Origin of the sequence: Ornithinimicrobium flavum (assembly GCF_004526345.1) — a bacterium.
Taxonomy (GTDB): Bacteria; Actinomycetota; Actinomycetes; order Actinomycetales; family Dermatophilaceae; genus Ornithinicoccus; species Ornithinicoccus flavus.
Map to the genome: position 1 here is coordinate 2,701,459 of NZ_CP038213.1, position 22,669 is coordinate 2,724,127.

Sequence of the window (22,669 nt, forward strand, 5' to 3'; positions counted from 1 at the left end):
GCCCGGACCGTCGCCGAGCCACGTGTCCCGGCGTCGTCCCACGATCGAGGAAGTTCCCCCATGCACGAGACCCGTTCCTTCGCCGACTTCGGCCTGCACCCCGACCTCGTCGCCGCCCTGGCGGACGGCGGCATCACCCACCCGTTCCCCATCCAGTCGATGACCCTTCCGGTCGCCATGTCCCGCACGACATCATCGGCCAGGCCAAGACGGGGACCGGCAAGACCCTCGGCTTCGGGCTGCCGCTGCTGCACAACGTCGTCGCCCCCTCGGACGAGGGGTATGCCGCGCTGGAGCGCCCGGGCGCCCCGCAGGCCCTCGTCGTCGCCCCCACCCGTGAGCTGGCCGTCCAGGTCGCCGGCGACCTCGCCAAGGCCGGCGCCCGGCGCGGGATCCGGGTGCTGACGGTCTACGGCGGGCGGGCCTACGAGCCCCAGATCGAGGCGCTGGAGCGAGGCGTGGAGGTCGTCGTGGGGACCCCGGCCGGTTGATCGACCTGGCCGGCCGCGGCCACCTGACCCTGGCCCACGCCCGGACCGTCGTCCTCGACGAGGCCGACGAGATGCTGGACCGGGCTTCCTGCCGGACGTCGAGAAGCTGCTCTCGCTCACCCCCGCGGGCCGTCACACCATGCTCTTCTCCGCCACCATGCCGGGCGCGGTGGTCGCGATGGCCCGCTCCTACATGATGCAGCCGACCCACATCCGGGCGATGAGCGAGGACGGCGACGACCGCCAGACCGTGGCCGCCGTCGAGCAGTTCGCCTACCGGGCGCACGCCATGGACAAGGTCGAGATGCTCGCCCGGATGCTCCAGGCGGAGGGTCGGGGGCTCACCATCGTCTTCACGCGGACCAAGCGCACCGCGGCCAAGGTCGCCGACGAGCTCTCCGACCGCGGTTTCGCCGCGGCCGCGATCCACGGCGACCTGGGTCAGGGCGCCCGCGAGCAGGCCCTGCGGGCCTTCCGCTCCGGCAAGGTGGACGTGCTGGTCGCCACCGACGTGGCCGCCCGCGGCATCGACGTCGAGGACGTCACCCACGTCATCAACTACCAGTGCCCCGAGGACGAGAAGACCTACCTGCACCGCATCGGCCGCACCGGTCGGGCCGGCCACGGGCGTGGCCGTGACCTTCGTGGACTGGGACGACCTGCACCGCTGGGCGATGATCAACAAGGCGCTCGACCTGGGCTACCCGGAGCCGGAGGAGACCTACTCCTCCAGCCCCCACTTCTTCGAGCAGCTGGGGATCCCGGAGGGCACCCGCGGCACGCTGCCGAAGTCGGCCCGCACCCGGGAGGGGCTCTCCGGGGAGACGCTCGAGGACCTCGGTGACCCGGCGGACCGGCGGTCCGCCGGCGGGCGGGGCGGATCGGGTCGGGGCCGCTCAGGTGGTGGCCGGGACCGCCAGGGCCGGTCCGGTGGCCGGGACCGTTCGGGCGGGTCCGACGGCCGGGGGCGCCAGGGCGGCGCCGCCGAGCCCCGTCGGGAGGGCAGCTCCGAGCAGGGTGCCGACGCGCGCCCCCGCCGCCGGCGGCGCACCACCCGCACCGGTCAGGGAGAGGCTCCCAGCAGCCGGTGACCGCTCGCGTGCCGGAGCAGCTGCTCCAGCACGGCGGGCGGGGTGGTGAACTCCCCCAGCCGGTTGGGCTTGCCGGACCCGTGGTAGTCGCTGGACCCGGTCGCCAGGAGCCCGAGCCGTCGGGCCAGGGCGTCCGCGCGGTCCCGCGCCGCCCGGTCGTGGTCGCGGTGGTCCACCTCCAGGCCCACCATCCCGGCCTCGGCCATCTGCGCGACGACGTCCTCGCCCACCACCAGCCCCCGGCCGCTCGCGAACGGGTGGGCCAGGACGGCGGCCCCGCCCGCGGCCACGACCAGCTCCACCGCCTGCACCGGGTCCGGGGCGTGGTGGGTGACGTAGTAGGGGCCGGAGCTGGACAGGGCGTCCGCGAAGGCCTCCTCGCGCGAGCGGTAGCGCCCGCGTGCGACGAGCACGTCCGCGACGTGGGGTCGCCCCAGCGTGGCCTCGTCCCCCGCGCCGGCGACCACCTCCTCATAGGACACCGGGAAGCCGTCCGCCTCGAGCAGCTCGACCATCCGCGCGATCCGGGTGACCCGGCTGAGCCGGACCCGCTCCAGCTCCTCCCCCAGGGCGCGGTCCCCGGGGTCGGGCAGGTAGGCCAGCAGGTGCACGGAGGCGCGCCGCCAGCTGCACGAGACCTCGATGCCGGGGACGACCGTGATCCCGGACTCCTGCCCGGCGGTGTCCGCCTCCGCCCACCCGGTGACCACGTCGTGGTCGGTCAGGGCGACCACGTCCAGACCGGCGCGTGCCGCCTCCTGCACCACCACCGCCGGGCTCTCGCTGCCGTCGCAACCAGGAGTGGGTGTGCAGGTCGATCCGGGCGTGGGGCGGCAGCGACGGCATACGGACACCGTATGCGGTGCTTTCACGCGTCATACTGGGGGTTGCCCTGCGGCGCCCCGGTGCGTCGCGCACCCCACCCGAGGAGCACCATGACCTCCACCCGTCGAACCCTGCGCACCCTGGGGGCGACCGCCCTGCTGGCCGCCGTCGTGCTGACGGGGTGCGCGAACGAGGAGCCGTTGGACAGCGCTCCCCCGAGCACCCCGGTCTCCCCCACCGTCCCCGACGACGAGGCACGCACGACGACCCCTGACGCGGTGTCCGTCACCTCGCCCGCCCCGGACGAGCAGGAGGCCACCAGCGCGCCCGAGGAGGCGAGCCAGACCTCCGAGGCTCCCCGCGTGGAGACGGTCGAGGCCTCGGACGGCACCTTCGAGGTGGAGATCCCGGAGGGCTGGGAACAGGCGCTCGACCTGGCCCGGCAGAACGTCGCGGAGGAGCAGCGCGAGGCGATCGTGCTGGCCGCCAAGGACCGCGAGCGGCGCGACGAGTTCTTCACCAACGTGGTGGTCACGCGCGAGGAGTACGTCGGCAGCCTCACCTCCGCCGTGGAGGACACCGCCGAGCAGCTGGCCGGCGAGGACGGGGAGTACGAGCTCCTGGACCCGGTGGAGGTGGACGGGAACCAGGCACCGGGCTACACGGTGGTCCGGGAGGTCAACGACACGACCATCCACCAGACCCAGCGCTGGATCTCCCACGACGGGACCCTCTACTCGGTGACCCTGTCGGTGGTCGACAGCCAGGTCGGGGACACCGCAGACCTCCTGGACGAGATGCTCTCCACCTGGCGCTGGCTGGACTGACCCGGCGGCACGGACCGGATCCTCACCCGGCCACCAGGTTGCCCCCGGACCGTCGGCGGGCCCGCTGCCCCGCGAGGTCCAGCCCCATCCGGCGACGGGCGAAGAAGCTCCCGATCGCCAGTCCGGCGGCCAGGGCGATGCCCGTCGAGACGGCACCGACGAAGTAGACGACCGCCTGGGGCACGGTGGCGGCCGTGTTCTGCATGATCTGGTAGAGGGCGCGGTAGACGGCGAGCCCGGGCAGCAGGGCCACGATGCTCGCCGTGGCCACCGCCGACTCCGGGACCCGCAGCCGCCGGTAGGCGGCGTAGGCCAGGGCCCCGACCAGGGCGGCGGCCGCCGCGACGGCTCCCGGGGAGGACAGACCCAGCTGCAGCCCGACCTCGAAGAGGAGCCACGCCAGGGCCGAGGTGATCATGCTGACGACCGTGGTCCGCAGCCCGGAGTAGGTGGACAGGCAGAAACCGAGGGCGATGAGGACCGCCCCCACGGTGCTGACGAGGGGGGACCCACCCAGCGCCACCACGGCGCTGGCCTGCATGGGGACCCCGAAGGCGTTGCCGATGCCGATGACGACGGCGACGCCCACGGCGATGCCCAGGGTCATGAGCACGACCTCCAGCCCCCGGGCCCCCGCCGTGACGTAGTACCCGTCCAGCGCGTCCTGGGCGGCACCCAGGACGCCCAGCCCGGCGAGCAGCACGACGATCCCCGAGATGACCACGACCGAGGGCACGAAGTCGCCCTCGACCGCGAAGAGCACCAGCGCCAGGGTGGCCGGGATGGCCGCGCTGGCGGCCTGGGTGAAGAACGCGGCGACCCCGAGCCCGTAGAGAAGGCGCTGCACCCGGTCCACGGTGGCCGCCGACAGCGCGGCCACCAGGCACATGACCGGGCCGGCGCCGAAGAGCAGCACCACGCCCACCGACATGACGGCCGAGCCCAGGGTGACCACCCAGCGCCGGTAGGGGTGCGGCGAGGCCAGGACGGCCAGCAGGCGCTCCCGGGCGGTGAGGACGTCCAGCGTCGCGCCTCCGGCCCCGGCGGAGCCGACGATGTCGTCGATGAGCTTCTGGACGCCCTCCAGCCGGGTGTAGTCGGGGGACCGGGTCGGGATGACCCGCATGACCGTGAGCGAGTCCTCCTCCAGCCCGCGGTGGATGGAGACCGAGATGGAGGTGTAGGTGACGTCGACGTGGACCGAGCCGATCCCGTAGGCACCAGCGAGCCGCAGCACGGTCGCGACGCTGTCGGCGGCCGAGGCGCCGGTGGAGAGCATCGCCTCGCCGACCCGCAGGGCGAGGTCGATGACGGCGCGGGCATGCTGCTGGGAGACGTCGACGTCCCCCTCCGAGCGCACGCCGAGGGCCACCGTGGGCGGTGAGTCGGTGCGGACCACGTGGATGGCCGCGTCCCGCAGGTGCCGCCCGAGACCGGAGGCCGGAGCGAGCTGCCGACGGGAGATGCGCTGGGGGCCGGTGACCTCGCTGCGCGGAGGCGTCCGGGGTGGGTGCTCGGTCATCCCCACCAGGGTAGGGCGAAACCTGGGCGGCCGGTCCCAGGTGTCCGTGATCGGGGTGCGGGGGCCGGCGCGGCACCGCCTACCATGGGCCGGATGAGCGAGAAGCAGCACAAGGCCGAGCACCGCAGCCGACCCGCCGGAGCCGCCTTCATGGCCTTCATGCGCGAGGACTGGGCCCCCCGCGACCCGGCGTTGCCCGAGCTCACGGAGGCGGCCCGGTATGCCGCAGCCCGGCGGGAGGCGCTCTCCGCCGCCTTCCCCGGCGAGCGTCTGGTGGTGCCGGCCGGTGGCCTGAAGATCCGTTCCAACGACACCGACTACGTCTTCCGTCCCCACAGCGCGTTCGCCCACCTGACGGGACTGGGTGCCGACCGGGAGCCGGACGCCGTGCTGGTCCTCGAGCCGGCGCAGGAGGGCCCGGGCCACGAGTCCGTCCTGTACTTCCTGCCCCTCGCCGACCGCGACAGCGAGGAGTTCTTCGCCGACTCCCGGGTGGGTGAGTTCTGGGTCGGCACCCGTCCCACCCTGGCCTCCGCCGCGGCCGAGCTGGGGGTGAGCACGCGTCACCTGTCCGAGCTGGAGGGGGCCCTGGCCAAGGACGTCGGACCGGGCGGGCTGTCGCTGCGGGTCGTGCGCGACGCGGACCGGGAGACCACCCAGCTCGTGGACCGTGTGCGCGAGCAGGGCGGTCTCACCGGGCAGGAGGCGGTGCGGACCGCCGAGGAGCAGGACCTGGCCCTGGCCCGCACCCTGTCCACCAGCCGGTTGGTCAAGGACGAGTGGGAGGTGCGTCAGATGGAGGAGGCGGTCGCGGCGACCGCCACCGCCTTCGACGCCGTCGTCGAGCAGCTCCCCGAGGCGGTCCGCCGCGGTCGCGGCGAGCGCTGGGTCGAGGGGGTCTTCGGGCTCCACGCCCGCCACGCCGGCAACGGCGTCGGCTACGACTCGATCTGCGCCTCCGGCGAGCACGCGACGACGCTGCACTGGATCCGCAACACGGGTGAGATCCGGGAGGGCGAGCTGCTGCTGCTCGACGCCGGCGTCGAGACCGACTCGCTCTACACGGCCGACGTGACCCGGACGATCCCCGTCTCCGGGACCTTCTCCCCCGCCCAGCGGCGGGTCTACGACGTCGTGCTCGAGGCCCAGGAGGCCGGGATCGCGGCGGCCCGGCCGGGTCAGCGGTTCAAGGACATCCACGCCGCCGCGATCGAGGTCATCGCCCGTCGCCTGCTGGAGTGGGGCCTGCTGCCCGAGGGGGTCACGCTCGAGCAGACCCTGGACGCGGAGGAGGGGCAGTTCCACCGCCGTGGATGGTGCACGGCACGAGCCACCACCTCGCATCGACGTCCACGACTGCGCCCTGGCCCTGCGGGAGGACTACCTCGACGCGGAGCTGCGCGAGGGGATGGTCCTGACGGTCGAGCCGGGCCTGTACTTCAAGTCCGACGACCTCCGCGTCCCCGAGGAGCTGCGCGGGATCGGCGTGAGGATCGAGGACGACGTCGTCATCACGGCCGACGGCGCGCGCAACCTCTCGGACATGCTGCCGCGGACCGCCGACGACGTGGGGCGTGGGTCCGCGCCGCCGGGCGCCGGGGCTGACCCCGCTCCTCAGCGCTGGTCGAGCAGCTCTCGCGCCTGCTCCGCGTACTTGTGCTCGGTGAGCACCTCGAACCGGGTCGCCACCACCTGCCGCACCGAGGTGAAGTCGCGCCGGCCCCGGGTGAAGGCATACCCGATGAGCGCCCAGACCAGGCCGAAGAAGGCGCCGAACAGCGAGGACCAGAGCACCGTCATGAGGGCGTCGCTCGGCCGGGCGAAGAGGGCGAAGACCAGGCCCACGAACAGACCGAGCCACACGCCCGACAGCGCCCCGCCCAGGGCCGCACGGCCCGTGGTCAAGCGACCGGTGACCCGCTCCAGCGCCTTGAGCTCGGTCCCCACGATGAGGCAGTGCTCCACGGGGAACTGGCGGTCCGACAGGTGGTCGACGGCCGCCTGGGCATCCTCGTACCGGTCGAAGACGCCCAGGCTCATGGGGTAGTCGAGGGTGAGGGAGGGACCGAACGGCCCGCGGCGAGAGGCAGGTTGGCTCACGCGCCCCATTGTGCCAGCCGGCCCCCGGGCCGCGACCTCACGCGCCCCGCTGCAGCAAGAGACCCCCGGGCCGGATCGGCGCGGGGGTCTGAGGCGGTGCTGCGTCGGGTCAGCGACGCAGGAAACGACGGCGTGCGCGCACGGGGCGCTTCGCGACGTCCTCGGCGAGGGTGTGGCGGAAGGCACGTCCGGCGGAGGGGACGTAGACGATCGTGGGGCCCATGGTGGTGGGGTGGTCCTTTCTGGCCTGGGTGGAAACGGGGCCCGCGGCCTTGCGGGGTGAAGATAGATGACTCTTCACCTTCATGATACGCCCTGGTGACGCCCGGTATTCCCCCGGGGCGGCACGGCGGGGCGGAGCCGGTCGCGGCCCTCGCTATCCTGCCGGGGTGAGCTCCCGCCGTGTCTTCGTCGCTCGCCTCAACGGGCTGAGCGTCTTCGACCCCCTCGGTGACGAGGTGGGGCGGGTCCGCGACGTGGTCGTCACCCTCTCCGCACGCACCGGAGGGCCCGGCGCGGGCCCCCGGTCATCGGGATCGTCGTGGAGGTGCCCGGTCGACGCCGCGTCTTCGTCCCGATCACCCGGGTGACCTCCATCGACGCCGGACAGGTGATCACCACGGGTCTGGTCAACATGCGCCGCTTCGAGCAGCGTCCCGGAGAGACGCTGGTCGTCGGCGAGCTCTTCGACCGGCAGGTCTCGGTGCGCGACGGTGAGGACGGCTTCCTCGCCGTCGTGGAGGACGTCGCCATGGAGCTGCAGCGCAGCGGCGACTGGCGGCTCAGCAGCGTCTTCGTGCGCAAGGGCCGGGACGGTGCCCCGCCGCGCCGGCAGGCCCTCCTGGGGCGTCGCCGCGGCGAGACCGTCCTGGTCGACGTCCACGACGTGCAGGGCCTCCACGAGGCCGGGCCGGCGCAGGCGGCGACCGCCCTGCTCGAGGCCTACGAGAACCTCAAGCCCCAGGACCTGGCGGAGGCGATCCAGGACCTGTCCCCCAAGCGGCGCTCCGAGGTGGCCGACGCCCTCGACGACGAGACGCTGGCCGACGTCCTGGAGGAGCTGCCCGACGACGACCGGCTCGGGATCCTCACCCGGCTCCCCTCCGAGCGCGCCGCCGACATCCTGGAGGCGATGCAGCCCGACGACGCCACCGACCTCATCTCGGACCTGCCCGAGGAGGCGCAGGAGCGGCTCCTGCAGCTCATGGAGCCGGACGAGGCCGCCGACATCCGCCGGCTCCTCACCTACGACGAGGACACCGCCGGCGGCCTGATGACGACCGAGCCGGTGATCCTCGGCCCGGAGGCCAGCATCGCCGAGGCGCTGGCCATGGTCCGCCGGGAGGAGCTGCACCCCGCGACCGCCTCCATGGTCTACGTCACCCGGCCTCCGCACGAGACCCCGACCGGTCGCCTGCTCGGCAGCGTCCACCTCCAGCGGCTGCTGCGCGAGCCCCCCCACCAGCCGCTGGGCTCCGTCCTGGACGCCGACGTCGACCCCGTCCGCCCGCAGGCCCTGCTCGGCGAGGTCACCCGGGCCCTGGCCACCTACAACCTGGTCGCGCTCCCGGTCACCGACGAGGCCGGCCGGCTCCTGGGGGCCGTCACGGTGGACGACGTCCTGGACCACATCCTCCCGGACGACTGGCGCGAGGAGCGGGGACGCGAGGGAGAGGCCACCCATGTCTGAGCACGCAGGACCGGCCCGTCGGCGCGGGGCGCGCCGCACCGACCCGCCGGCCGGGCAGCAGGGCCTGGACCAGCCGATGGCCAAGCGCACCCGGCTGATGCCCCAGACGAGGATGGACCCGGAGAGCTTCGGCGCCTTCGCCGAGCGCTTCGCCCGGTTCATGGGCACCGCACGCTTCCTGGTCTGGATGACGGTGTTCGTGCTGGTGTGGATCCTCTGGAACGCCCTGACGACCGACGCCCTCGCCTTCGACCCCTTCCCCTACATCTTCCTGACGCTCATGCTGAGCCTGCAGGCCTCCTACGCCGCGCCGCTCATCCTGCTCGCGACCAACCGGCAGGACGACCGCGACAAGGTCCAGATGGAGCAGGACCGGGCCCGCGACGAGCAGAACCTCGCCGACACCGAGTTCCTCACCCGGGAGGTGGCAGCCCTGAGGATCGCGATGCGCGAGGTCGCCACCCGTGACTTCCTGCGCTCCGAGCTGCGGGACCTGCTGCAGGAGCTGGAGGAGCGGGACGGACGGGAGCCCGCGCAGCGGGAGCGCCCGGGCGAGGGCGGCCCGCGCACCCCGTAGGTCTCGCGTCCCGCCGACCCGGTCAGCCGGGGGCGGGCGAAGCACCCGCCGGGCCGACCTACGATGGACCTCATGCCCGCCCCCAGCACCGAGTCCCTGCACGCTGCCCTCGCCACCGTCAACGACCCGGAAATCCGCAAGCCGATCACCGAGCTCGGGATGGTCGAGGCCGTCGACACGACGCAGGACGGACACGTCCAGGTGACGGTCCTGCTCACGGTCGCCGGCTGTCCCATGAAGGACACCATCACCCGCGACGTCACGGCGGCCGTCTCGGGCGTCCCCGGGGTGACGGGGGTCGACGTCCGGCTCGGCGTGATGAGCGACGAGCAGCGAGGCGCCCTGCGCAACCAGCTGCGCGGGGGCCAGGCCGAGCGCGAGATCCCCTTCGCGCGGCCGGACTCCCTGACCACGGTGTATGCCGTGGCCTCCGGCAAGGGCGGTGTCGGCAAGTCCTCGGTCACCGTCAACCTCGCGGTGGCGCTCGCCGAGGAGGGCCTGCGGGTCGGCGTCGTGGACGCGGACATCTACGGCTTCTCCGTCCCGCGGATGCTCGGGGTGACCCAGCCCCCGACCCAGGTCGACGACATGATCCTGCCGCCGATCGCCGAGCCGAGCGGGGTGAAGGTCATCTCCATCGGGATGTTCGTCCCCGGCAACCAGCCGGTCGTCTGGCGGGGCCCCATGCTGCACCGGGCCATCCAGCAGTTCCTCGGGGACGTCTACTGGGGTGACCTGGACGTGCTGCTGCTGGACCTGCCGCCCGGCACGGGCGACATCGCGATCAGCGTCGCCCAGCTGCTCCCCAGCAGCGAGCTGATCGTCGTGACCACGCCCCAGCAGGCCGCGGCCGAGGTGGCCGAGCGGGCCGGGTCGATCGCGCTGCAGACCCATCAGCGGATCGCCGGGGTCATCGAGAACATGTCCTGGCTGGAGCTGCCGGACGGCAGCCGGCAGGAGCTCTTCGGCGCCGGCGGCGGTCAGACCGTTGTCGACTCCCTGTCGCGGGCGACCGGCGCCCCCGTGACCCTGCTGGGTCAGGTGCCGCTGGACATGCAGCTGCGCGAGGGGGGCGACACCGGCCGTCCCGTGGTCGTGGCCGCACCAGACTCCCCCGCGGCGACGGCGTTGCGAGGGGTCGCCCGTCAGCTCGCGCGGCGCGGCCGCGGCCTGGCCGGACGCAAGCTCGGCATCACCCCTACCCTGCAGCGCTGACCGGTCAGGTGGCGTCGACGTCGAAGGGCGTCGGCAGGTCGGGGTCGTGCCAGCGCACCCGGCTGCCCACCGGCCCCCGGTCCACCCGACCGCCGCGGGCGTCCTGCCGGGCGGCCGGGCCACCTGCCCCTCCGCCCGGCGAGGACGAGGTGGAGGAGGGTGGCGTCGCGAGGGCCTCCCGCACGATCCGGCGCGGGTCGTACTGCCGCGGGTCGAGCTGACGCCAGTCGACGTCCTCGAAGCCCGGGCCGAGCTCCTCCTTGATCTGCCCCTTGGCGCCCTCGGCGAGGTCCCGGAGCCAGCGCACGCCGTGCGCCAGCCGGGCGGCGTACTCGGGCAACCTCGAGGGACCGAGGATGACGACCGCGGCGAGGACGAGTAGGACGATCTCCCACCCGTGCAGCGTCCCGATCATCCTGCTCCTGTCGGCCCGGTCGACCCGTGGCGGGCCGTTCGGGCCCAGCCTACCTAGTCGCCGGACCCGGCCAGGGTGATGCTCACCGTGCGCTCCGCGCCGGAACGATCGCGCAGGACCATCTCCACGGTGTCCCCGACGGCGTAGGACCGCAGGACGACGAGCAGCTGCCTCGAGTCGCGGATCCGGGTGTCGTCGACGGACACGATGACGTCGCCCGGCCGCACCCCGGCCTGCTCCGCGGGCCCGCCCGGGATGACCGGCGAGGCGCCGTTGCGGGCGTCCGTCAGGACGCGGGCGCCGTCCCCGGTGTACTCGAGGTCGATGTGCACCCCCATGACGGGGTGCTGGCTCGCGCCGGTCTCGATGAGCTGGGTCGCCGTGCGCTCGGCCTGCTCCGCCGGGATCGCGAACCCCAGGCCGATGCTCCCCGCCGGCCCCCCGAAGGTGCCCGAGGGCAGCTGGGCGATGGCGGAGTTGACCCCCACCACCTGACCCGCCAGGTCCAGCAGCGGCCCGCCGGAGTTGCCGGGGTTGATGGCCGCGTCGGTCTGGATGGCGTTGATGTAGCTCAGGCTCGCCGGGTCGTTGCCGGCCACGACCGGACGGTCCAGCGCGGAGACGATCCCGCTGGTCACCGTGTTGTCCAGACCGAGGGGGGCCCCGACCGCGATGACGCTCTGGCCCACCTGCACCTGGTCGGAGTCCGCGAAGGTCAGGGGGACCAGGTCGGTGCGGTCCACCTTGAGGACCGCGATGTCGTAGGCGGCGTCGGAGCCGACGACCTCGGCAGGCAGCGGCTCGTGGCCCGGCAGCTGGACGGTGACCTGCTCCCCCTCGCCGGCCGCGTCGATGACGTGGTGGTTGGTGAGGACGTAGCCGTCGGCGCGGATGACGAACCCCGAACCCTGCCCGGTGGCCCCGTCCTCGCCGACCGAGATCAGCGCGACGCTGGGCAGGACCGCGCGGGACAACGCCGGGATGGACGCCTGACCCTCCGCGGCCGCCGGCGCGACCACGGGGGTCGCCTCCCGCACCACCGGGGCCTGCGGCTCCTCGGCGGTGAGCTGCTGGGCCAGCACCCCGCCCCCCAGGCCACCCAGCAGGCCGGCCAGCCCGGCGGCGGCGACGACCGGCAGCATCCGCGGTCGGCGGCCGGCCCGCGTCGTGGTCGGCGGGGGCGCGGGGGACGACCACGGCACGGGCTCGGTGCGGTCGAGGGGCAGGCCCTGGGTGGGATCGGTCATGGGGTCAGATTCTGCCAAGCCGGGGCAGGTGGGGTGCCACCGGTCACCCGAGGACGGGCGAGGGCCGGCGCATCGGGGCGGAGGCCCCGGTGGGCCGGGGCTGCGGGCGCCGGTGCTCGAGCGAGGAGCGCAGCATGGCCCGGCCACGGTGGATCCGGGAGCGGACGGTCCCCATCTTCACCCCGAGGGTCTGCGCGACCTCCTGGTAGGAGTAGCCCTCGATGTCGGCCAGCACGACGGCGGCGCGGAACTGCGGCGGCAGGGCTGCGAGCGCGTCCTGGACGTCCTGGTCCAGGTGCGTCATCGCGTAGACCGCCTCGGGATCGCTCCAGGGGGCCCGCAGCGGGAGCCGGGCGGCGAGCTCGTCGGTGAGGGCGTCGAACCGGATCCGCTGGCGGCGGCGCATCTTGTCCAGGAAGAGGTTGGTGGTGATGCGGTGCAGCCACCCCTCGAACGTGCCGGGACGGTAGCTGTCGATCGAGCGGAAGACGCGCACGAAGACGTCCTGGGTGAGGTCCTCGGCCTCGTGCGGGTCCCCGGTGAGCCGGTAGGCGAGCCGGTAGACGCGCGGCGAGTGCTCCCGGACGATCTCCTCCCACGTGGGCGGGACCCACTCCTGCTCGGTCATGGCGACCACCCTGGCAGGTCTGACTGGGAGCAGGCTGGGCCGCGGCAGGGCGATAGGCTGACGACATGCCAGCACCCAAGGCCTCCTCGCTGTCCTACGCCGAGGACTTCATCACCCCGCACCCCGTCATCGAGCAGGCCCAGCGCCGCGGCGAGGAGCTGGGCGCCTCGCCGGTGGGCAACGGCGCCGGCGCGGTGCTGCGGATGCTCGCCGCCGCCATCTCGGCCCGGCACGTGGTCGAGGTGGGCACGGGGGCGGGCAGCTCGGGCCTCTGGCTGTTGCAGGGGATGCCCCGCGACGGCATCCTCACCACGATCGACGCGGACCCCGAGCACCAGCGCGCGGCGCGGGAGGCCTACGCCGCGGCGGGCATCCCCACCCAGCGGACCAGGGTGATCAGCGGGGACGCCGCGTCGGTGCTGGGGCGGCTCACCGACGGCGCCTACGACATGGTCGTCGTGGACGCGGACAAGGAGTCCTACCCCGTCTACGTCCGCGAGGCCGTGCGTCTCCTGCGTCCCGGTGGCGTCCTGGCGCTGGACAACATGCTGTGGCACGACCGCGTCGCCGACCCCGCGGCCCGCGACGAGACGACGACGCTGCTGCGCGACCTGGGCAAGGAGCTGCGCGACGACGACCGCCTCGTCCCGGCGCTGCTGCCGACCGGTGACGGGCTGCTCCTCGCCGTCCGTCGCTGACCCGGGACGCGAGAAGCCCCCCGGGCCGACGGCCAGGGGGGCTTCGCGCACGAGGGAGGCACCTCGCTCAGCCGAGGCACTCCTTGATAGCGTCGCCCAGGGCGCCCGCCTCCTCGGCGTTCATCTCGACGACGAGACGTCCACCACCCTCGAGCGGCATGCGCAGGACGATGCCGCGCCCTTCCTTGGTGACTTCCAGCGGACCGTCACCGGTGCGAGGCTTCATTGCTGCCATGGGTTGCCCTTCCGTGTGGCGCGGCCAAGACCGCTTCCTGCCACGGTCGTGGCAGGCGTAACTCCCGCAATTATCCCCCACCCGGGGGGTGCTCGCACAATCGGGTAGAGCCGGCTCGGGCAGACTGGGCACGTGCACGCCCGCTCCGCCGTCGTCGACCTCTACGGCGACCACCTGCGCCGACGCGGGTGGTGGGCCCCGGTGTCGGCGGTGGTGGCGCTGTCGGCCACCGTGGGCGTCCGTCCGCCCGCGGCACGGACCGCGATCAGCCGCCTGGTGGCCCAGGGCTGGCTGACGGCCGACCCCCGGGCCGCCGGGCGCGGGTATGCCGCGAGCGCGGCGGCGCAGGACCGCTGGGACCTGGCCCACGCCCGCGTCTACGCGGCCGGTCCGGGCCCCTGGGACGGCCGGTGGCACGTCGTCCACGTCGACGCGGGCGGGGAGCGCCGGCGGCGGGACCAGGTGGGCACCACCCTGTCCTACCTGGGGTACGGCCGGCTGGGTGGTGGCACGTGGGTGAGTCCCCGGCCCAGCCCGGAGCTCGCGGCCTCGCTGGACCGGCTCGGGGCCCGGTGGACCGCCGTCCACGGCGCCCTGGACGCCCCGTCCGAGGCTCCCGCCCTGGCGGCCCAGGTGTGGGACCTGTCCTCGCTGGGTTCCGCCTACGCCCGCTTCGAGGACCTGGGGGTCCGGGCGGCGGACGAGGGTGCCGCCGACGCGAGGAGCGCCTACGCGGCCCGCACCCGCCTGGTGCACGAGTGGCGCCGGTTCCTCTTCCTGGACCCTGACCTGCCGGCCGCGGTCCTGCCCTCCGACTGGGCCGGGCACCGGGCCCGCCAGGTCTTCCTCGCCACGGCGGCGACCCTCGCGCCGGCCGCGGACCGCTTCGTCGAGCTCACCCTCGCCGCCTCCGCCCCGGCGCCAGGGCGGAGCTCCTCCGCCACCTCTGCGCGGCTGGACTAGATTCGCCCCATGAGCCCTGAGACCGACCCCGTCCTCGTCGACCGTGCCGCGGGTGTGGCCACCGTGACGTTCAACCGTCCCGAGGCCATGAACGCCCTCGACGTGGCGACCAAGGAGGCGCTGCTCGCCGCCCTGCGCGACGTCGCCGCCGACCCCGAGGTGCGGTGCGTGGTGCTCACCGGCACCGGTCGTGCCTTCTGCGTCGGTCAGGACCTCAAGGAGCACATCGGGCTGCTCGCCGAGGACGCCGAGGCCCTGTGGCGGACGGTGGCCGAGCACTACAACCCGGTCGTCGAGCTCATCGCGACGATGGACAAGCCCGTCGTGGCCGCGCTCAACGGCGTGGCGGCGGGGGCGGGGGCCGCGTTCGCCTTCGCCGCCGACCTGCGCTACCTGGCCGACACGGCCGGGGTCAACCTCGCCTTCACCGGGATCGCCCTGTCCTGCGACTCCGGGACGTCCTGGTCCCTCCCCCGGCTGGTTGGGACGGCCAAGGCCAAGGAGCTGCTGCTCTTCCCCCGCACCGTCCGCGCGCAGGAGTGCCTGGAGCTGGGCCTGGCCACGGAGGTCGTGCCGGCGGACCAGCTCGCCGACCGGGTCGCGGAGGTGGCCCGGTCGCTGGCCGAGGGTCCCACCGCCGCCTACGGGTCGGTCCGGCGCGCCGTGGCCTTCGCGGCCGGGCACGGTCTGGCCGACGCCCTGGACCTGGAGGAGGAGCTGATGACCCGGACGGGGACCAGCCAGGACCACCGCATCGCGGTCGACGCCTTCCTCGCCAAGGAGCGCCCGAGGTTCACCGGTCGGTGACCTCGGTCAGGCCGGGACAGGGGGCGTGTGCCCCCTCCCGGTCACGGCGGGTAGTCGCTCGGGGGCACGAACATGAAGAGGTACCAGCTCCACCACACCTGCCAGGCGATCATCAGGGCGGCGAGCACCACCGTGCGCGTCGTGAGCAGCCATCCGGGCTGGTCACCGCCGGGCCTGGTGCCGGGCCGCCAGCCGCCCCCGACCATGAGCACGTAGAGCGGGAACAGCAGCATGAGGTAGCGGTAGATGCTCGTCCACGGGTCGAGGGCCGCGAAGAGGTAGAGGGCGTAGCCCAGGCACCAGGTGCGCATCGCGGTGCCCAGACCGGCTGCCCACGGTCCGACCACGGCGGCGACCAGCAGCAGCAACGACAGGGCCAGCACGACGGGGCCGGTGACGTCCCCCCACAGCCACTGGGCCCGCTCGATCGAGGGCAGGAAGGGCCGGACCTCCTCGCCGTTCCGCCACGCCGACATGGTGAGGGTGTAGGCGTCGGGCACGCCGGTGCGCCACCAGGCGATGGCCGGCCACACCAGCCCGGCCAGGCCGCAGCCGACCAGGGAGGCGAGCATGCCGGCCGTCTCTGCGGGCCGGAGCGGGTCGCTCCGCCGCCGACGCCAGCGCGCGACCACGCACACCAGCGCCACCAGCCCGAGCGGGAGCGCGACCGGACGCGCGAGCCCCGTCAGCAGCGCCACCGCGCCCGCGGCGAACCATCGCTCACGCACGAGCAGCCACAGCACGGCGGCCAGGAGCAGCAGGGCCAGCGACTCGGTGTAGGCGACCTGGAAGGTCGGCGAGCTGGGGAAGCTCCCCAGCAGCGCGACGCCGCCGAGGGCCGCCGCGGTGCCGACCTTCTCCCGCAGCAGGCCGGCGACCAGCACCGCGGCGGCATACCCCAGGACGACGGCGACCAGGGTGCCGGCGACCGAGAACGGCCACCCCGTGAGGGCCATGACCCCCCGGGCGAGCATCGGGAAGATCGGGTAGAAGGCCCAGGGGTTCTGCCGGACCTGCCCGTCGGGGCCGGTGGGGAGCTCCTGGGGGTACCCCTGCGTCGCGATCCGCTCGTACCACTGCCCGTCCCAGAGCGTCGCGAACTGGAAGTACACGGGCACGTCGGGCTCGTCGTAGACCACCGGGTCCTGGTGGTGGGAGGCCAGCTGCTGCAGGATGACCGCGCTCACGGCACGCAGGAGGGTCCACAGCAGCAGGACCGCGAGCACGAACCGACCGTCGAGCACCCGACGGGCGGCGGGGGCGGACGGGCGGGGGCGAGCGGTGACGGCGGGGGCCGTCATGAGGTGAGGCGGACGCCGGCCACCCTCGCGCCGGACCGCGAGGCCCCCGCGCGGAAGCAGCCGACCAGGTGGTCGTCGACCAGACCGCACGCCTGCATCGCGGCATACATGGTGGTGGGTCCGACCTGCACGAAGCCTGCCTTGCGCAGCCGCTTGGAGAGCAGCTCGGACTCCGGGGTCTGGCTCGGGACGTCGGTGAAACGGTGCGGACGGGGGGTGGGGTCGGGCGCGTGCGTCCAGAGGAGCTCCTCCAGGCCGCCCGCGTCGCGCAGCGCCAGGGTGGCCCGGGCGTTCTGGATCGTCGCCTCGATCTTGCGACGGTTGCGGACGATGGACTCGTCCTCCACGAGGCGCTCGACGTCGGCGAGCGTGAACTCGGCCACCGACTCGGGGTCGAAGCCGGCGAAGGCCTGCCGGAAGGCCGGCCGCTTGCGCAGGATGACGAGCCAGGACAGGCCCGCCTGGAACCCCTCCAGGCACAGCCGCTCGAACAGGGCCGCCTCGCCGTGCACCGGCTTGCCCCACTCGCGGTCGTGGTAGTCGCGGTAGTCGGCGTGGGCCAGGCCGGGCCAGGCGCACCGGGCGACACCGTCCGGGCCCACCACCAGGTCGGGGTGGTGCGGGGTGGTGCTCGTCATCGACCGCCTCCTCCCACGCTCCCGACGCGCGGGGAGGGAGCGGTCCCCGGGGGGACGTCCGGCCCCGGCTCCTGCCGCAGGCGCGCGATCTCCGCGTCCCGTGCGGACAGCTCGTCGGCGAGCCGGGCCAGGGCCAGGTCGACCTGCTCCATCCGGTAGCCGCGGACGGCCTGGTCGAACCGGAGGTCGTGCACCTGGTCGGCACCGACGGGGCCCTCGGCCAGCGGCTGCGCCGACTGGGTGCCGACCGGGGCGGCCACACCGGGCACGTCGAGGCGCGCCACGGCCCAGGCCGCGACGGCACCGAGCAGCAGCACGGCGAGCGCCACACCGAGGATGATCACGGCTCCGATCCTCGCACGTGGTCCTCGCCGGACGAAGCCCGACCCACCGGGCCTGGACCCTCCCCCGCCCTCGCCTCGCGGTGCGCGCGGATCCAGGCGACCGCCTCCTCCACGTCGTCGGTGACCCGCAGCAGGTCGACGTCGTCGGGTCCGATCATCCCCTCGGCCACCAGCGTCTCCCTCACCCAGCCGAGCAACGGGCCCCAGAAGTCCCGTCCGAGCAGGGCGATGGGGAAGTGGGTGATCTTCCCGGTCTGGATGAGGGTGACCGCCTCGAAGAGCTCGTCCAGGGTGCCGACCCCACCGGGCAGCACCACGAATCCCTCGGCGTACTTGACGAACATCGTCTTGCGCACGAAGAAGTAGCGGAAGTCGATCCCGAGCGTGACGTGCGGGTTCAGCCCGCTCTCGAAGGGCAGCTCGATCCCCAGGCCCACCGACACCCCGCCCGCCTCGGCGGCGCCCTTGTTGGCGGCCTCCATCACACCCGGCCCGCCGCCGGTGATCACGGCGTACCCACTCTCCACCAGGGCGCGGCCCACCGCCTCGGCCTGGGCGTAGACCGGGTGGCCGGGCGCCGTGCGTGCCGAGCCGAAGACCGAGACGGCCGGACCGAGCTCGGCCAGCGCGCCGAAGCCCTCGACGAACTCGGCCTGGATGCGCATGACCCGCCAGGGGTCGGAGTGCACCCAGTCGCTCGGACCGCGCCGGTCCAGGAGCCGCTGGTCGGTCGTGGTGCGCGGGACCTGCGCCCCGCGGAGGGTGACGGGGCCCTGGTGGTGGGTGGGTCGGCTCACGGGGCGACCTTACGTGAGGGTGCCGGGAACGCCGAACGGCCAGGGGCCGGGACCCCTGGCCGTCCCGGGTGTCCGGCCCTGCCGCCCGGTCTCAGGCGCGCTGGGCGACGGGGGTGTAGTCGCGGGCCTCGGAGCCGGTGTAGATCTGACGCGGCCGGCCGATCTTGGTCACGGGGTCGGTGATCATCTCGCGGTACTGCGCGATCCATCCCGGCAGCCGGCCCAGCGCGAAGAGCACCGTGAACATGTCGGAGGGGAAGCCCAGCGACTCGTAGATGAGGCCGGTGTAGAAGTCGACGTTGGGGTAGAGCTTGCGCTCCACGAAGTAGTCGTCCTCGAGGGCGTGCTCCTCGAGCTGCATCGCCAGCTCGAGCAGCTCGTTGGAGCCGGCCTTCTCGAACATCTCGTGGGCCGTCTTCTTGACGATGGCCGCACGCGGGTCGTAGTTCTTGTAGACCCGGTGGCCGAAGCCCATGAGCTTGACGCCGTCCTCCTTGTCCTTGACCTTGCGGACGAACTCCTTGACGTCACCGCCCTCGGCCCGGATCTTCTCCAGCATGGCCAGGACGGCGCTGTTGGCGCCGCCGTGCAGCGGGCCGGAGAGCGCGTGGATCCCGGCCGAGATGGCCGCGAACATGTTGGCCTCGGAGGAGCCCACGAGGCGCACGGTCGAGGTCGAGCAGTTCTGCTCGTGGTCGGCGTGCAGGATGAACAGCTGGTCCAGGGCGCGGGCCACGGCCGGGTCGAGCTCGAAGTCCTCCGTGGGCTGACCGAAGGTCATCCACAGGAAGTTCTCGACCAGGTTGTAGTCGTTGTTGGGGTAGAGCAGCGACTTGCCCTGGCTCTTGCGGAAGGCGTAGGAGGCGATGGTGGGCAGCTTGGCCATGAGCCGGACCGTGCTCAGGTCGCGCGCCGCGGCGTCATGCGGGTTGAGGTTGTCCTGGTAGAAGGTGCCGAGCGCGGAGACCGCGGAGGCCAGGACGGACATCGGGTGGGCGTCGCGGTGGAAGCCGTCGAAGAACTGCTTCATGTCCTCCACGAGCAGGGTGTGCCGCCGCAACGTCTGGTCGAACTCCTCGAGCTCGGTCGCCGAGGGCAGCTCCCCGTGGATGAGCAGGTAGCTGGTCTCCAGGAAGGTCGAGTGCTCGGCCAGCTGCTCGATGGGGTAGCCGCGGTAGCGCAGGATCCCGGCGTCGCCGTCGATGTAGGTGATCTCCGAGGAGCAGGAGGCGGTGTTGACGAAGCCCACATCGAGGGTGACGTCCCCCGTGGACTTCAGCAGGGAGCTGATGTCCAGGCCGTCGTTGCCCTCGACGGCAGGGACCACCGGCAGGGACAGCTCGGTGTCCTTGTGCGTGAGGGTGGCAGCGGCGGTCTGGTTCGTGTCTGTCATCAGCTGGGTCCTCCGGGGATGTGGGGGGCGGGCGGGCGGATCACTCGTCGTGCGACTGCGGTGGCAGCGCGGCCACGATGGGGTGGTCCTTGGGGATCATGCCCATCTTGGCGGCGCCACCGGGGCTGCCGAGGTCATCGAAGAACTCGACGTTCGCCTTGTAGTACTCCGCCCACTCCTCCGGGACGTCGTCCTCGTAGTAGATCGCCTCCACCGGGCACACCGGCTCGCAGGCACCGCAGTCGACGCACTCGTCGGGGTGGATGTAGAGCGAGCGCTCACCCTCGTAGATGCAGTCGACCGGACACTCCTCGATGCAGGCCTTGTCCTTGAGGTCCACACAGGGCTGGGCGATCACGTACGTCATGAGCACAGAGTATGCGCCAGCGGGGCGATCGTCCGCACCGGGTGGGGCGGGCGGACCGGCCCGTCCGGCCGCCCGCGCAGGTCGGCCCGGTCAGGGACCCTGGGCCTCGGGGTGCGTGCAGGTGATCTCGTCCGACGGCTTGTAGGTGGTGGTGAACTCGTCCCGCCCCACCTCGACGCCGCCCTGGAGCAGGATGCGCACGTTGGTGATGGTGAAGCCGTCCTGGGGGGTCTGCGGCACGCAGTCGGGGCTGTCGTCCTCGGCCGCCTCCTCGGTCGTGACGTCCCGGCGCTCCCCGTCGTAGGTCTGCACGTCGTACTGCCGCTGCCCGAGGAAGGTCGCGTTCAGGGTGTCGCCCTCCACCCACGAGCGCACCACGATGGGCGTGCTCGTGTCGTTGGTCCACAGGTTGTCGATGACCGGGACCGCGATCGTCGCCTCCCGCCCGGCGGGGTAGCGGGGGATGTAGAAGGAGTGCGGGGTGTGGGCGTCCAGCTGCACCCCGGAGAACCAGGCGGCATTAAAGACCACCGTGGAGATCTGCGACAGGCCCCCGCCGAGGCCCTGCACGAGGCGGCCGTCGATGATGACCGGCGCCTCGACATACCCGCTCTCCTCGCTGATCTCGCCGAGGGCGGCGGCCAGGCTGAACTGCTCGCCCGGCATGACCACCGTGCCGTCGATGTTGGCGGCGCCGGCCGTGAGGTTGGCGGTCCTGGCCTCGTTGCCGGGGTAGGTGGGGAAGACGGAGGAGAAGGTGGCCATGGGGCTGAAGGACCAGCCCTGCGCCACGGACGTGGGGATCTCCGGCTCCACGGTGGTGACCTCGACCTCGACCGTGCGCCCCTCCCCCTCGGCCGCGAGCGCCGCCTCCACCGCCTCGGCGAGCCCGTCGGTCTCCACGGCGTGCCCGACGCGCGAGGGCACGATCTCCACCCGGTCGCCGTCGAGCCGGACGGTGGCGTCGCGGGGACCGGCCTCCAGCTGCCCCAGGTCCTGGCGGACCCGGCTGACGAGCGCCTCCCCGTCCAGGGTCAGGGACAGGGTGTGGTCCGGCCCCACCTCGACGTCGAGCAGCTCGCGCAGGTCACGCTCCCCCAGCTCCGCGGTGGCGCTCCGCTCGTCCTCCCCCTCGCCCCGCGTCGCGGTCACCAGGACCGGCTCCGCCAGCGCAGGCTCCAGCTCCTCGCCCGTGAACCGGTCGATCTCCGCGGCCGTCAGCAGCGGCGGCACGCTCGTGGCGGCGCCGGTCACCTCCCGCTCCCGGGGTGCGGACTCCTGCTCGTCCCAGACCTGGTCGGCCCAGGCCCCGGCCACCTCCTCGGCCGTCGTCGCGACGTCCAGCCGGCGACCCTCGAGCGAGTCGACGACCTGCACCCCCTCGTCGGTGAGGCTGACCTCCCCCTCGACCGGATCGGTGTCGTAGTCCTCGGCGAGCGCCGCGAGCGCAGCCTCCAGGCCCGGACGGTCCACGGACCCGATGACGGGCAGCTCGCGCGGCGTCCCGGCGACGTGCGACCAGAGCACCCGCGGGTCGAAGGACAGCCCGGTGGTGCCGTCGAGCGTGGCCTCCAGGTCCAGACCCAGACCGGCCTGCTCCGGCACGAGCTCCAGGCGGGACGGTGCGGCCTCCTCCTCCTGCTGCTCCCGGTCGTCGGCGGGGGTCGGGGCGACCACCACGAGAAGGGGATCGCTCGTGCGCCCAGCGAGCTCGCGGGCCAGCTCCGCGGTGGCGGCCTCCCGGGTGAGTCCCCCGACGTCGACCCCGGCGACGCTCAGACCGGCGGGCGGGCGGTCCTGGAAGTAGAACGCGACGAGCACGTAGGCGGCGCCCAGGACGAGGACGGCGACCACCATCCGGAGCAGGGCCGACCCCCAGCCGGTGCCGGCGCGCGGCTCCTCCGGCAGCCCGGACGAGCGACCCGCGGCATCGGTCATCGGCAGTCCTTCCTCGTCCTTCCGGTGCTGGGGCGCGGCCTCGACGGCACCCGGACCCGAGCGTCCCTGCCGGCCCGTCAGCGCAGCTCCTCGAACCGCCCACGGTAGTGCACGAGGGCGGGTTCCTCCGTGGGAAACGCCCGCAGCCCGACGACCTCACCGAGCACCAGGACGTGGTCGCCCGCCTCCTGCAGCGACCAGGGTCGGCACTCGAAGGTGGCCAGGGCCCCGTCGACGAGGGCGACGCCCGTGACGGGGCCCGGGGCGTGCGGGACGTTGGCCAGCTGCCCGTGGAGGGGGCGGCCGTGCTCGGCCAGCCAGGTCGCGACCCCCCCGCTGCCGGGCGGTCAGCACGCTGATGCCCAGCGGCCCACCCTCCTGGACCCCCTCCAGCACCCGGGCCTCGGCGTGCAGGCTCACCAGCAGCAGGAGCGGGTCGAGGGAGATGCTGGTCAGCGAGTCGACCGTCATGGCGACGTCCTGGCCGCGGAGGCGGGACGAGGCGACGGCGACGCCGGAGGCGAACCGACCCATCGCCTGCCGGTAGGCCGCGGGGTCCA

Annotated in this window: 21 protein-coding genes and 4 pseudogenes; 9 read left to right on the top strand and 16 right to left on the bottom strand. The window is 73.5% G+C overall.

Features of this window, described 5'->3' with window-relative positions; all coding sequences use genetic code 11:
* Positions 1–60 precede the first annotated feature (60 nt).
* A pseudogene (locus tag E3Z34_RS12675) lies at positions 61–1,582 on the top strand (DEAD/DEAH box helicase).
* Here the strand turns inward: E3Z34_RS12675 and E3Z34_RS12680 are convergent.
* Positions 1,555–2,352 (bottom strand): PHP domain-containing protein, encoded by a 798-nt coding sequence (locus E3Z34_RS12680; protein WP_338043733.1) that lies wholly within the window; start codon positions 2,350–2,352, stop codon positions 1,555–1,557. The pseudogene E3Z34_RS12675 and the gene E3Z34_RS12680 sit on opposite strands and share 28 nt — an antisense overlap.
* A gap of 165 nt (positions 2,353–2,517) precedes the next feature.
* Here E3Z34_RS12680 and E3Z34_RS12685 point away from each other — a divergent pair, with 165 nt between their 5' ends.
* A complete protein-coding gene (locus tag E3Z34_RS12685) occupies positions 2,518–3,234 on the top strand; it encodes a DcrB/PsbP domain-containing protein (protein WP_134773900.1) in 717 nt (238 codons plus the stop codon).
* 22 nt (positions 3,235–3,256) lie between these two features.
* On the opposite strand, the gene E3Z34_RS12690 is transcribed toward E3Z34_RS12685, so the two are convergent.
* Entirely contained in the window at positions 3,257–4,756 is a 1,500-nt protein-coding gene (locus tag E3Z34_RS12690; protein ID WP_134773901.1) for a threonine/serine exporter family protein, read from the bottom strand.
* 93 nt (positions 4,757–4,849) lie between these two features.
* Between E3Z34_RS12690 and E3Z34_RS12695 the strand changes: the two are divergent.
* Positions 4,850–6,361 (top strand): annotated as a pseudogene (locus tag E3Z34_RS12695) (aminopeptidase P family protein).
* A gap of 9 nt (positions 6,362–6,370) precedes the next feature.
* On the opposite strand, the gene E3Z34_RS12700 reads toward E3Z34_RS12695, so the two are convergent.
* The gene (locus tag E3Z34_RS12700) at positions 6,371–6,865 is read right to left on the bottom strand and encodes a YflT domain-containing protein (protein ID WP_134773902.1); all 495 of its coding nucleotides are present in this window, start codon (positions 6,863–6,865) and stop codon (positions 6,371–6,373) included.
* A 380-nt stretch (positions 6,866–7,245) separates the two neighbouring features.
* On the opposite strand from E3Z34_RS12700, the pseudogene E3Z34_RS12705 reads away from it, so the two are divergent.
* The 3 genes and pseudogenes from E3Z34_RS12705 to E3Z34_RS12715 all read left to right on the top strand — a co-directional run bounded on the left by E3Z34_RS12705 (position 7,246) and on the right by E3Z34_RS12715 (position 10,338).
* Positions 7,246–8,546 (top strand): annotated as a pseudogene (locus E3Z34_RS12705) (magnesium transporter MgtE N-terminal domain-containing protein).
* Positions 8,539–9,123 (top strand): DUF1003 domain-containing protein, encoded by a 585-nt coding sequence (locus tag E3Z34_RS12710; RefSeq protein WP_134773903.1) that lies wholly within the window; start codon positions 8,539–8,541, stop codon positions 9,121–9,123. The pseudogene E3Z34_RS12705 and the gene E3Z34_RS12710 overlap by 8 nt, the downstream one beginning before the upstream one ends.
* 72 nt (positions 9,124–9,195) lie before the next feature.
* The gene (locus E3Z34_RS12715; RefSeq protein WP_134773904.1) at positions 9,196–10,338 is read left to right on the top strand and encodes an Mrp/NBP35 family ATP-binding protein; all 1,143 of its coding nucleotides are present in this window, start codon (positions 9,196–9,198) and stop codon (positions 10,336–10,338) included.
* Positions 10,339–10,342: 4 nt separating this feature from the next.
* On the opposite strand, the gene E3Z34_RS12720 is transcribed toward E3Z34_RS12715, so the two are convergent.
* The 3 genes from E3Z34_RS12720 to sigE are packed head-to-tail and all read right to left on the bottom strand — an operon-like array spanning position 10,343 to position 12,628.
* On the bottom strand, positions 10,343–10,753 hold the full coding sequence (locus E3Z34_RS12720; protein ID WP_134773905.1) for a twin-arginine translocase TatA/TatE family subunit: 411 nt from the start codon (positions 10,751–10,753) through the stop codon (positions 10,343–10,345).
* Between the two features lie 53 nt (positions 10,754–10,806).
* Positions 10,807–12,000, bottom strand: a complete 1,194-nt coding sequence (locus E3Z34_RS12725) for a S1C family serine protease (RefSeq protein ID WP_134773906.1) — start codon at positions 11,998–12,000, stop codon at positions 10,807–10,809.
* 43 nt (positions 12,001–12,043) lie between these two features.
* A complete protein-coding gene (gene sigE, locus E3Z34_RS12730; protein ID WP_134773907.1) occupies positions 12,044–12,628 on the bottom strand; it encodes an RNA polymerase sigma factor SigE in 585 nt (194 codons plus the stop codon).
* Positions 12,629–12,693: 65 nt separating this feature from the next.
* Here sigE and E3Z34_RS12735 point away from each other — a divergent pair, with 65 nt between their 5' ends.
* Positions 12,694–13,326, top strand: a complete 633-nt coding sequence (locus E3Z34_RS12735) for an O-methyltransferase (protein ID WP_134773908.1) — start codon at positions 12,694–12,696, stop codon at positions 13,324–13,326.
* A 67-nt stretch (positions 13,327–13,393) separates the two neighbouring features.
* Here E3Z34_RS12735 and E3Z34_RS12740 read toward each other — a convergent pair whose 3' ends face one another.
* The gene (locus tag E3Z34_RS12740; protein ID WP_131105430.1) at positions 13,394–13,561 is read right to left on the bottom strand and encodes a DUF3117 domain-containing protein; all 168 of its coding nucleotides are present in this window, start codon (positions 13,559–13,561) and stop codon (positions 13,394–13,396) included.
* Positions 13,562–13,693: 132 nt separating this feature from the next.
* On the opposite strand from E3Z34_RS12740, the gene E3Z34_RS12745 reads away from it, so the two are divergent.
* Together E3Z34_RS12745 and E3Z34_RS12750 are read left to right on the top strand one after the other, a co-directional pair.
* Positions 13,694–14,524 (top strand): PaaX family transcriptional regulator, encoded by an 831-nt coding sequence (locus E3Z34_RS12745; RefSeq protein WP_134773909.1) that lies wholly within the window; start codon positions 13,694–13,696, stop codon positions 14,522–14,524.
* 9 nt (positions 14,525–14,533) lie between these two features.
* Positions 14,534–15,331, top strand: a complete 798-nt coding sequence (locus tag E3Z34_RS12750) for an enoyl-CoA hydratase/isomerase family protein (protein WP_134773910.1) — start codon at positions 14,534–14,536, stop codon at positions 15,329–15,331.
* 41 nt (positions 15,332–15,372) lie between these two features.
* Here E3Z34_RS12750 and E3Z34_RS12755 read toward each other — a convergent pair whose 3' ends face one another.
* The 9 genes and pseudogenes from E3Z34_RS12755 to E3Z34_RS19525 all read right to left on the bottom strand — a co-directional run.
* Positions 15,373–16,632, bottom strand: coding sequence for a hypothetical protein (locus E3Z34_RS12755; RefSeq protein WP_238695162.1), 1,260 nt, complete (start codon positions 16,630–16,632; stop codon positions 15,373–15,375).
* The gene (locus E3Z34_RS12760) at positions 16,629–17,270 is read right to left on the bottom strand and encodes a DNA-3-methyladenine glycosylase I (protein WP_134773911.1); all 642 of its coding nucleotides are present in this window, start codon (positions 17,268–17,270) and stop codon (positions 16,629–16,631) included. The genes E3Z34_RS12755 and E3Z34_RS12760 overlap by 4 nt, the downstream gene beginning before the upstream one ends.
* The gene (locus E3Z34_RS12765) at positions 17,267–17,614 is read right to left on the bottom strand and encodes a DivIVA domain-containing protein (protein WP_158288681.1); all 348 of its coding nucleotides are present in this window, start codon (positions 17,612–17,614) and stop codon (positions 17,267–17,269) included. The genes E3Z34_RS12760 and E3Z34_RS12765 overlap by 4 nt, the downstream gene beginning before the upstream one ends.
* On the bottom strand, positions 17,611–18,411 hold the full coding sequence (locus E3Z34_RS12770; protein ID WP_134773913.1) for an LOG family protein: 801 nt from the start codon (positions 18,409–18,411) through the stop codon (positions 17,611–17,613). Before E3Z34_RS12770 ends, E3Z34_RS12765 begins: the two co-directional genes overlap by 4 nt.
* Positions 18,412–18,502: 91 nt before the next feature.
* Positions 18,503–19,804: a citrate synthase gene (locus E3Z34_RS12775; RefSeq protein ID WP_134773914.1), complete on the bottom strand. Its 1,302-nt coding sequence runs from the start codon at positions 19,802–19,804 to the stop codon at positions 18,503–18,505.
* A gap of 40 nt (positions 19,805–19,844) precedes the next feature.
* Positions 19,845–20,171: a ferredoxin gene (gene fdxA / locus E3Z34_RS12780; RefSeq protein ID WP_134773915.1), complete on the bottom strand. Its 327-nt coding sequence runs from the start codon at positions 20,169–20,171 to the stop codon at positions 19,845–19,847.
* Positions 20,172–20,261: 90 nt separating this feature from the next.
* Positions 20,262–22,109: a VanW family protein gene (locus E3Z34_RS12785; protein ID WP_134773916.1), complete on the bottom strand. Its 1,848-nt coding sequence runs from the start codon at positions 22,107–22,109 to the stop codon at positions 20,262–20,264.
* A 77-nt stretch (positions 22,110–22,186) separates the two neighbouring features.
* The gene (locus tag E3Z34_RS19520; protein WP_338043811.1) at positions 22,187–22,426 is read right to left on the bottom strand and encodes a flavin reductase family protein; all 240 of its coding nucleotides are present in this window, start codon (positions 22,424–22,426) and stop codon (positions 22,187–22,189) included.
* Between the two features lie 76 nt (positions 22,427–22,502).
* Positions 22,503–22,643: pseudogene (locus E3Z34_RS19525) on the bottom strand (flavin reductase); the annotation flags it as partial.
* Between the last annotated feature and the right edge of the window lie 26 nt (positions 22,644–22,669).

What these genes read in the sequence shown, in the direction of transcription:
- E3Z34_RS12735 (WP_134773908.1), top strand. Translation starts at nt 12,694, where the DNA reads ATGCCAGCACCCAAGGCCTCCTCGCTGTCCTACGCCGAGGACTTCATC.
- E3Z34_RS12775 (WP_134773914.1), bottom strand. Translation starts at nt 19,804, where the DNA reads ATGACAGACACGAACCAGACCGCCGCTGCCACCCTCACGCACAAGGAC.
- E3Z34_RS12715 (WP_134773904.1), top strand. Translation starts at nt 9,196, where the DNA reads ATGCCCGCCCCCAGCACCGAGTCCCTGCACGCTGCCCTCGCCACCGTC.
- E3Z34_RS12750 (WP_134773910.1), top strand. Translation starts at nt 14,534, where the DNA reads ATGAGCCCTGAGACCGACCCCGTCCTCGTCGACCGTGCCGCGGGTGTG.
- E3Z34_RS12755 (WP_238695162.1), bottom strand. Translation starts at nt 16,632, where the DNA reads ATGACGGCCCCCGCCGTCACCGCTCGCCCCCGCCCGTCCGCCCCCGCC.
- fdxA (WP_134773915.1), bottom strand. Translation starts at nt 20,171, where the DNA reads ATGACGTACGTGATCGCCCAGCCCTGTGTGGACCTCAAGGACAAGGCC.
- E3Z34_RS12710 (WP_134773903.1), top strand. Translation starts at nt 8,539, where the DNA reads ATGTCTGAGCACGCAGGACCGGCCCGTCGGCGCGGGGCGCGCCGCACC.
- E3Z34_RS12685 (WP_134773900.1), top strand. Translation starts at nt 2,518, where the DNA reads ATGACCTCCACCCGTCGAACCCTGCGCACCCTGGGGGCGACCGCCCTG.
- E3Z34_RS12700 (WP_134773902.1), bottom strand. Translation starts at nt 6,865, where the DNA reads ATGGGGCGCGTGAGCCAACCTGCCTCTCGCCGCGGGCCGTTCGGTCCC.
- E3Z34_RS12785 (WP_134773916.1), bottom strand. Translation starts at nt 22,109, where the DNA reads ATGACCGATGCCGCGGGTCGCTCGTCCGGGCTGCCGGAGGAGCCGCGC.
- E3Z34_RS12720 (WP_134773905.1), bottom strand. Translation starts at nt 10,753, where the DNA reads ATGATCGGGACGCTGCACGGGTGGGAGATCGTCCTACTCGTCCTCGCC.
- E3Z34_RS12725 (WP_134773906.1), bottom strand. Translation starts at nt 12,000, where the DNA reads ATGACCGATCCCACCCAGGGCCTGCCCCTCGACCGCACCGAGCCCGTG.
- E3Z34_RS12690 (WP_134773901.1), bottom strand. Translation starts at nt 4,756, where the DNA reads ATGACCGAGCACCCACCCCGGACGCCTCCGCGCAGCGAGGTCACCGGC.
- sigE (WP_134773907.1), bottom strand. Translation starts at nt 12,628, where the DNA reads ATGACCGAGCAGGAGTGGGTCCCGCCCACGTGGGAGGAGATCGTCCGG.
- E3Z34_RS12740 (WP_131105430.1), bottom strand. Translation starts at nt 13,561, where the DNA reads ATGGCAGCAATGAAGCCTCGCACCGGTGACGGTCCGCTGGAAGTCACC.
- E3Z34_RS12760 (WP_134773911.1), bottom strand. Translation starts at nt 17,270, where the DNA reads ATGACGAGCACCACCCCGCACCACCCCGACCTGGTGGTGGGCCCGGAC.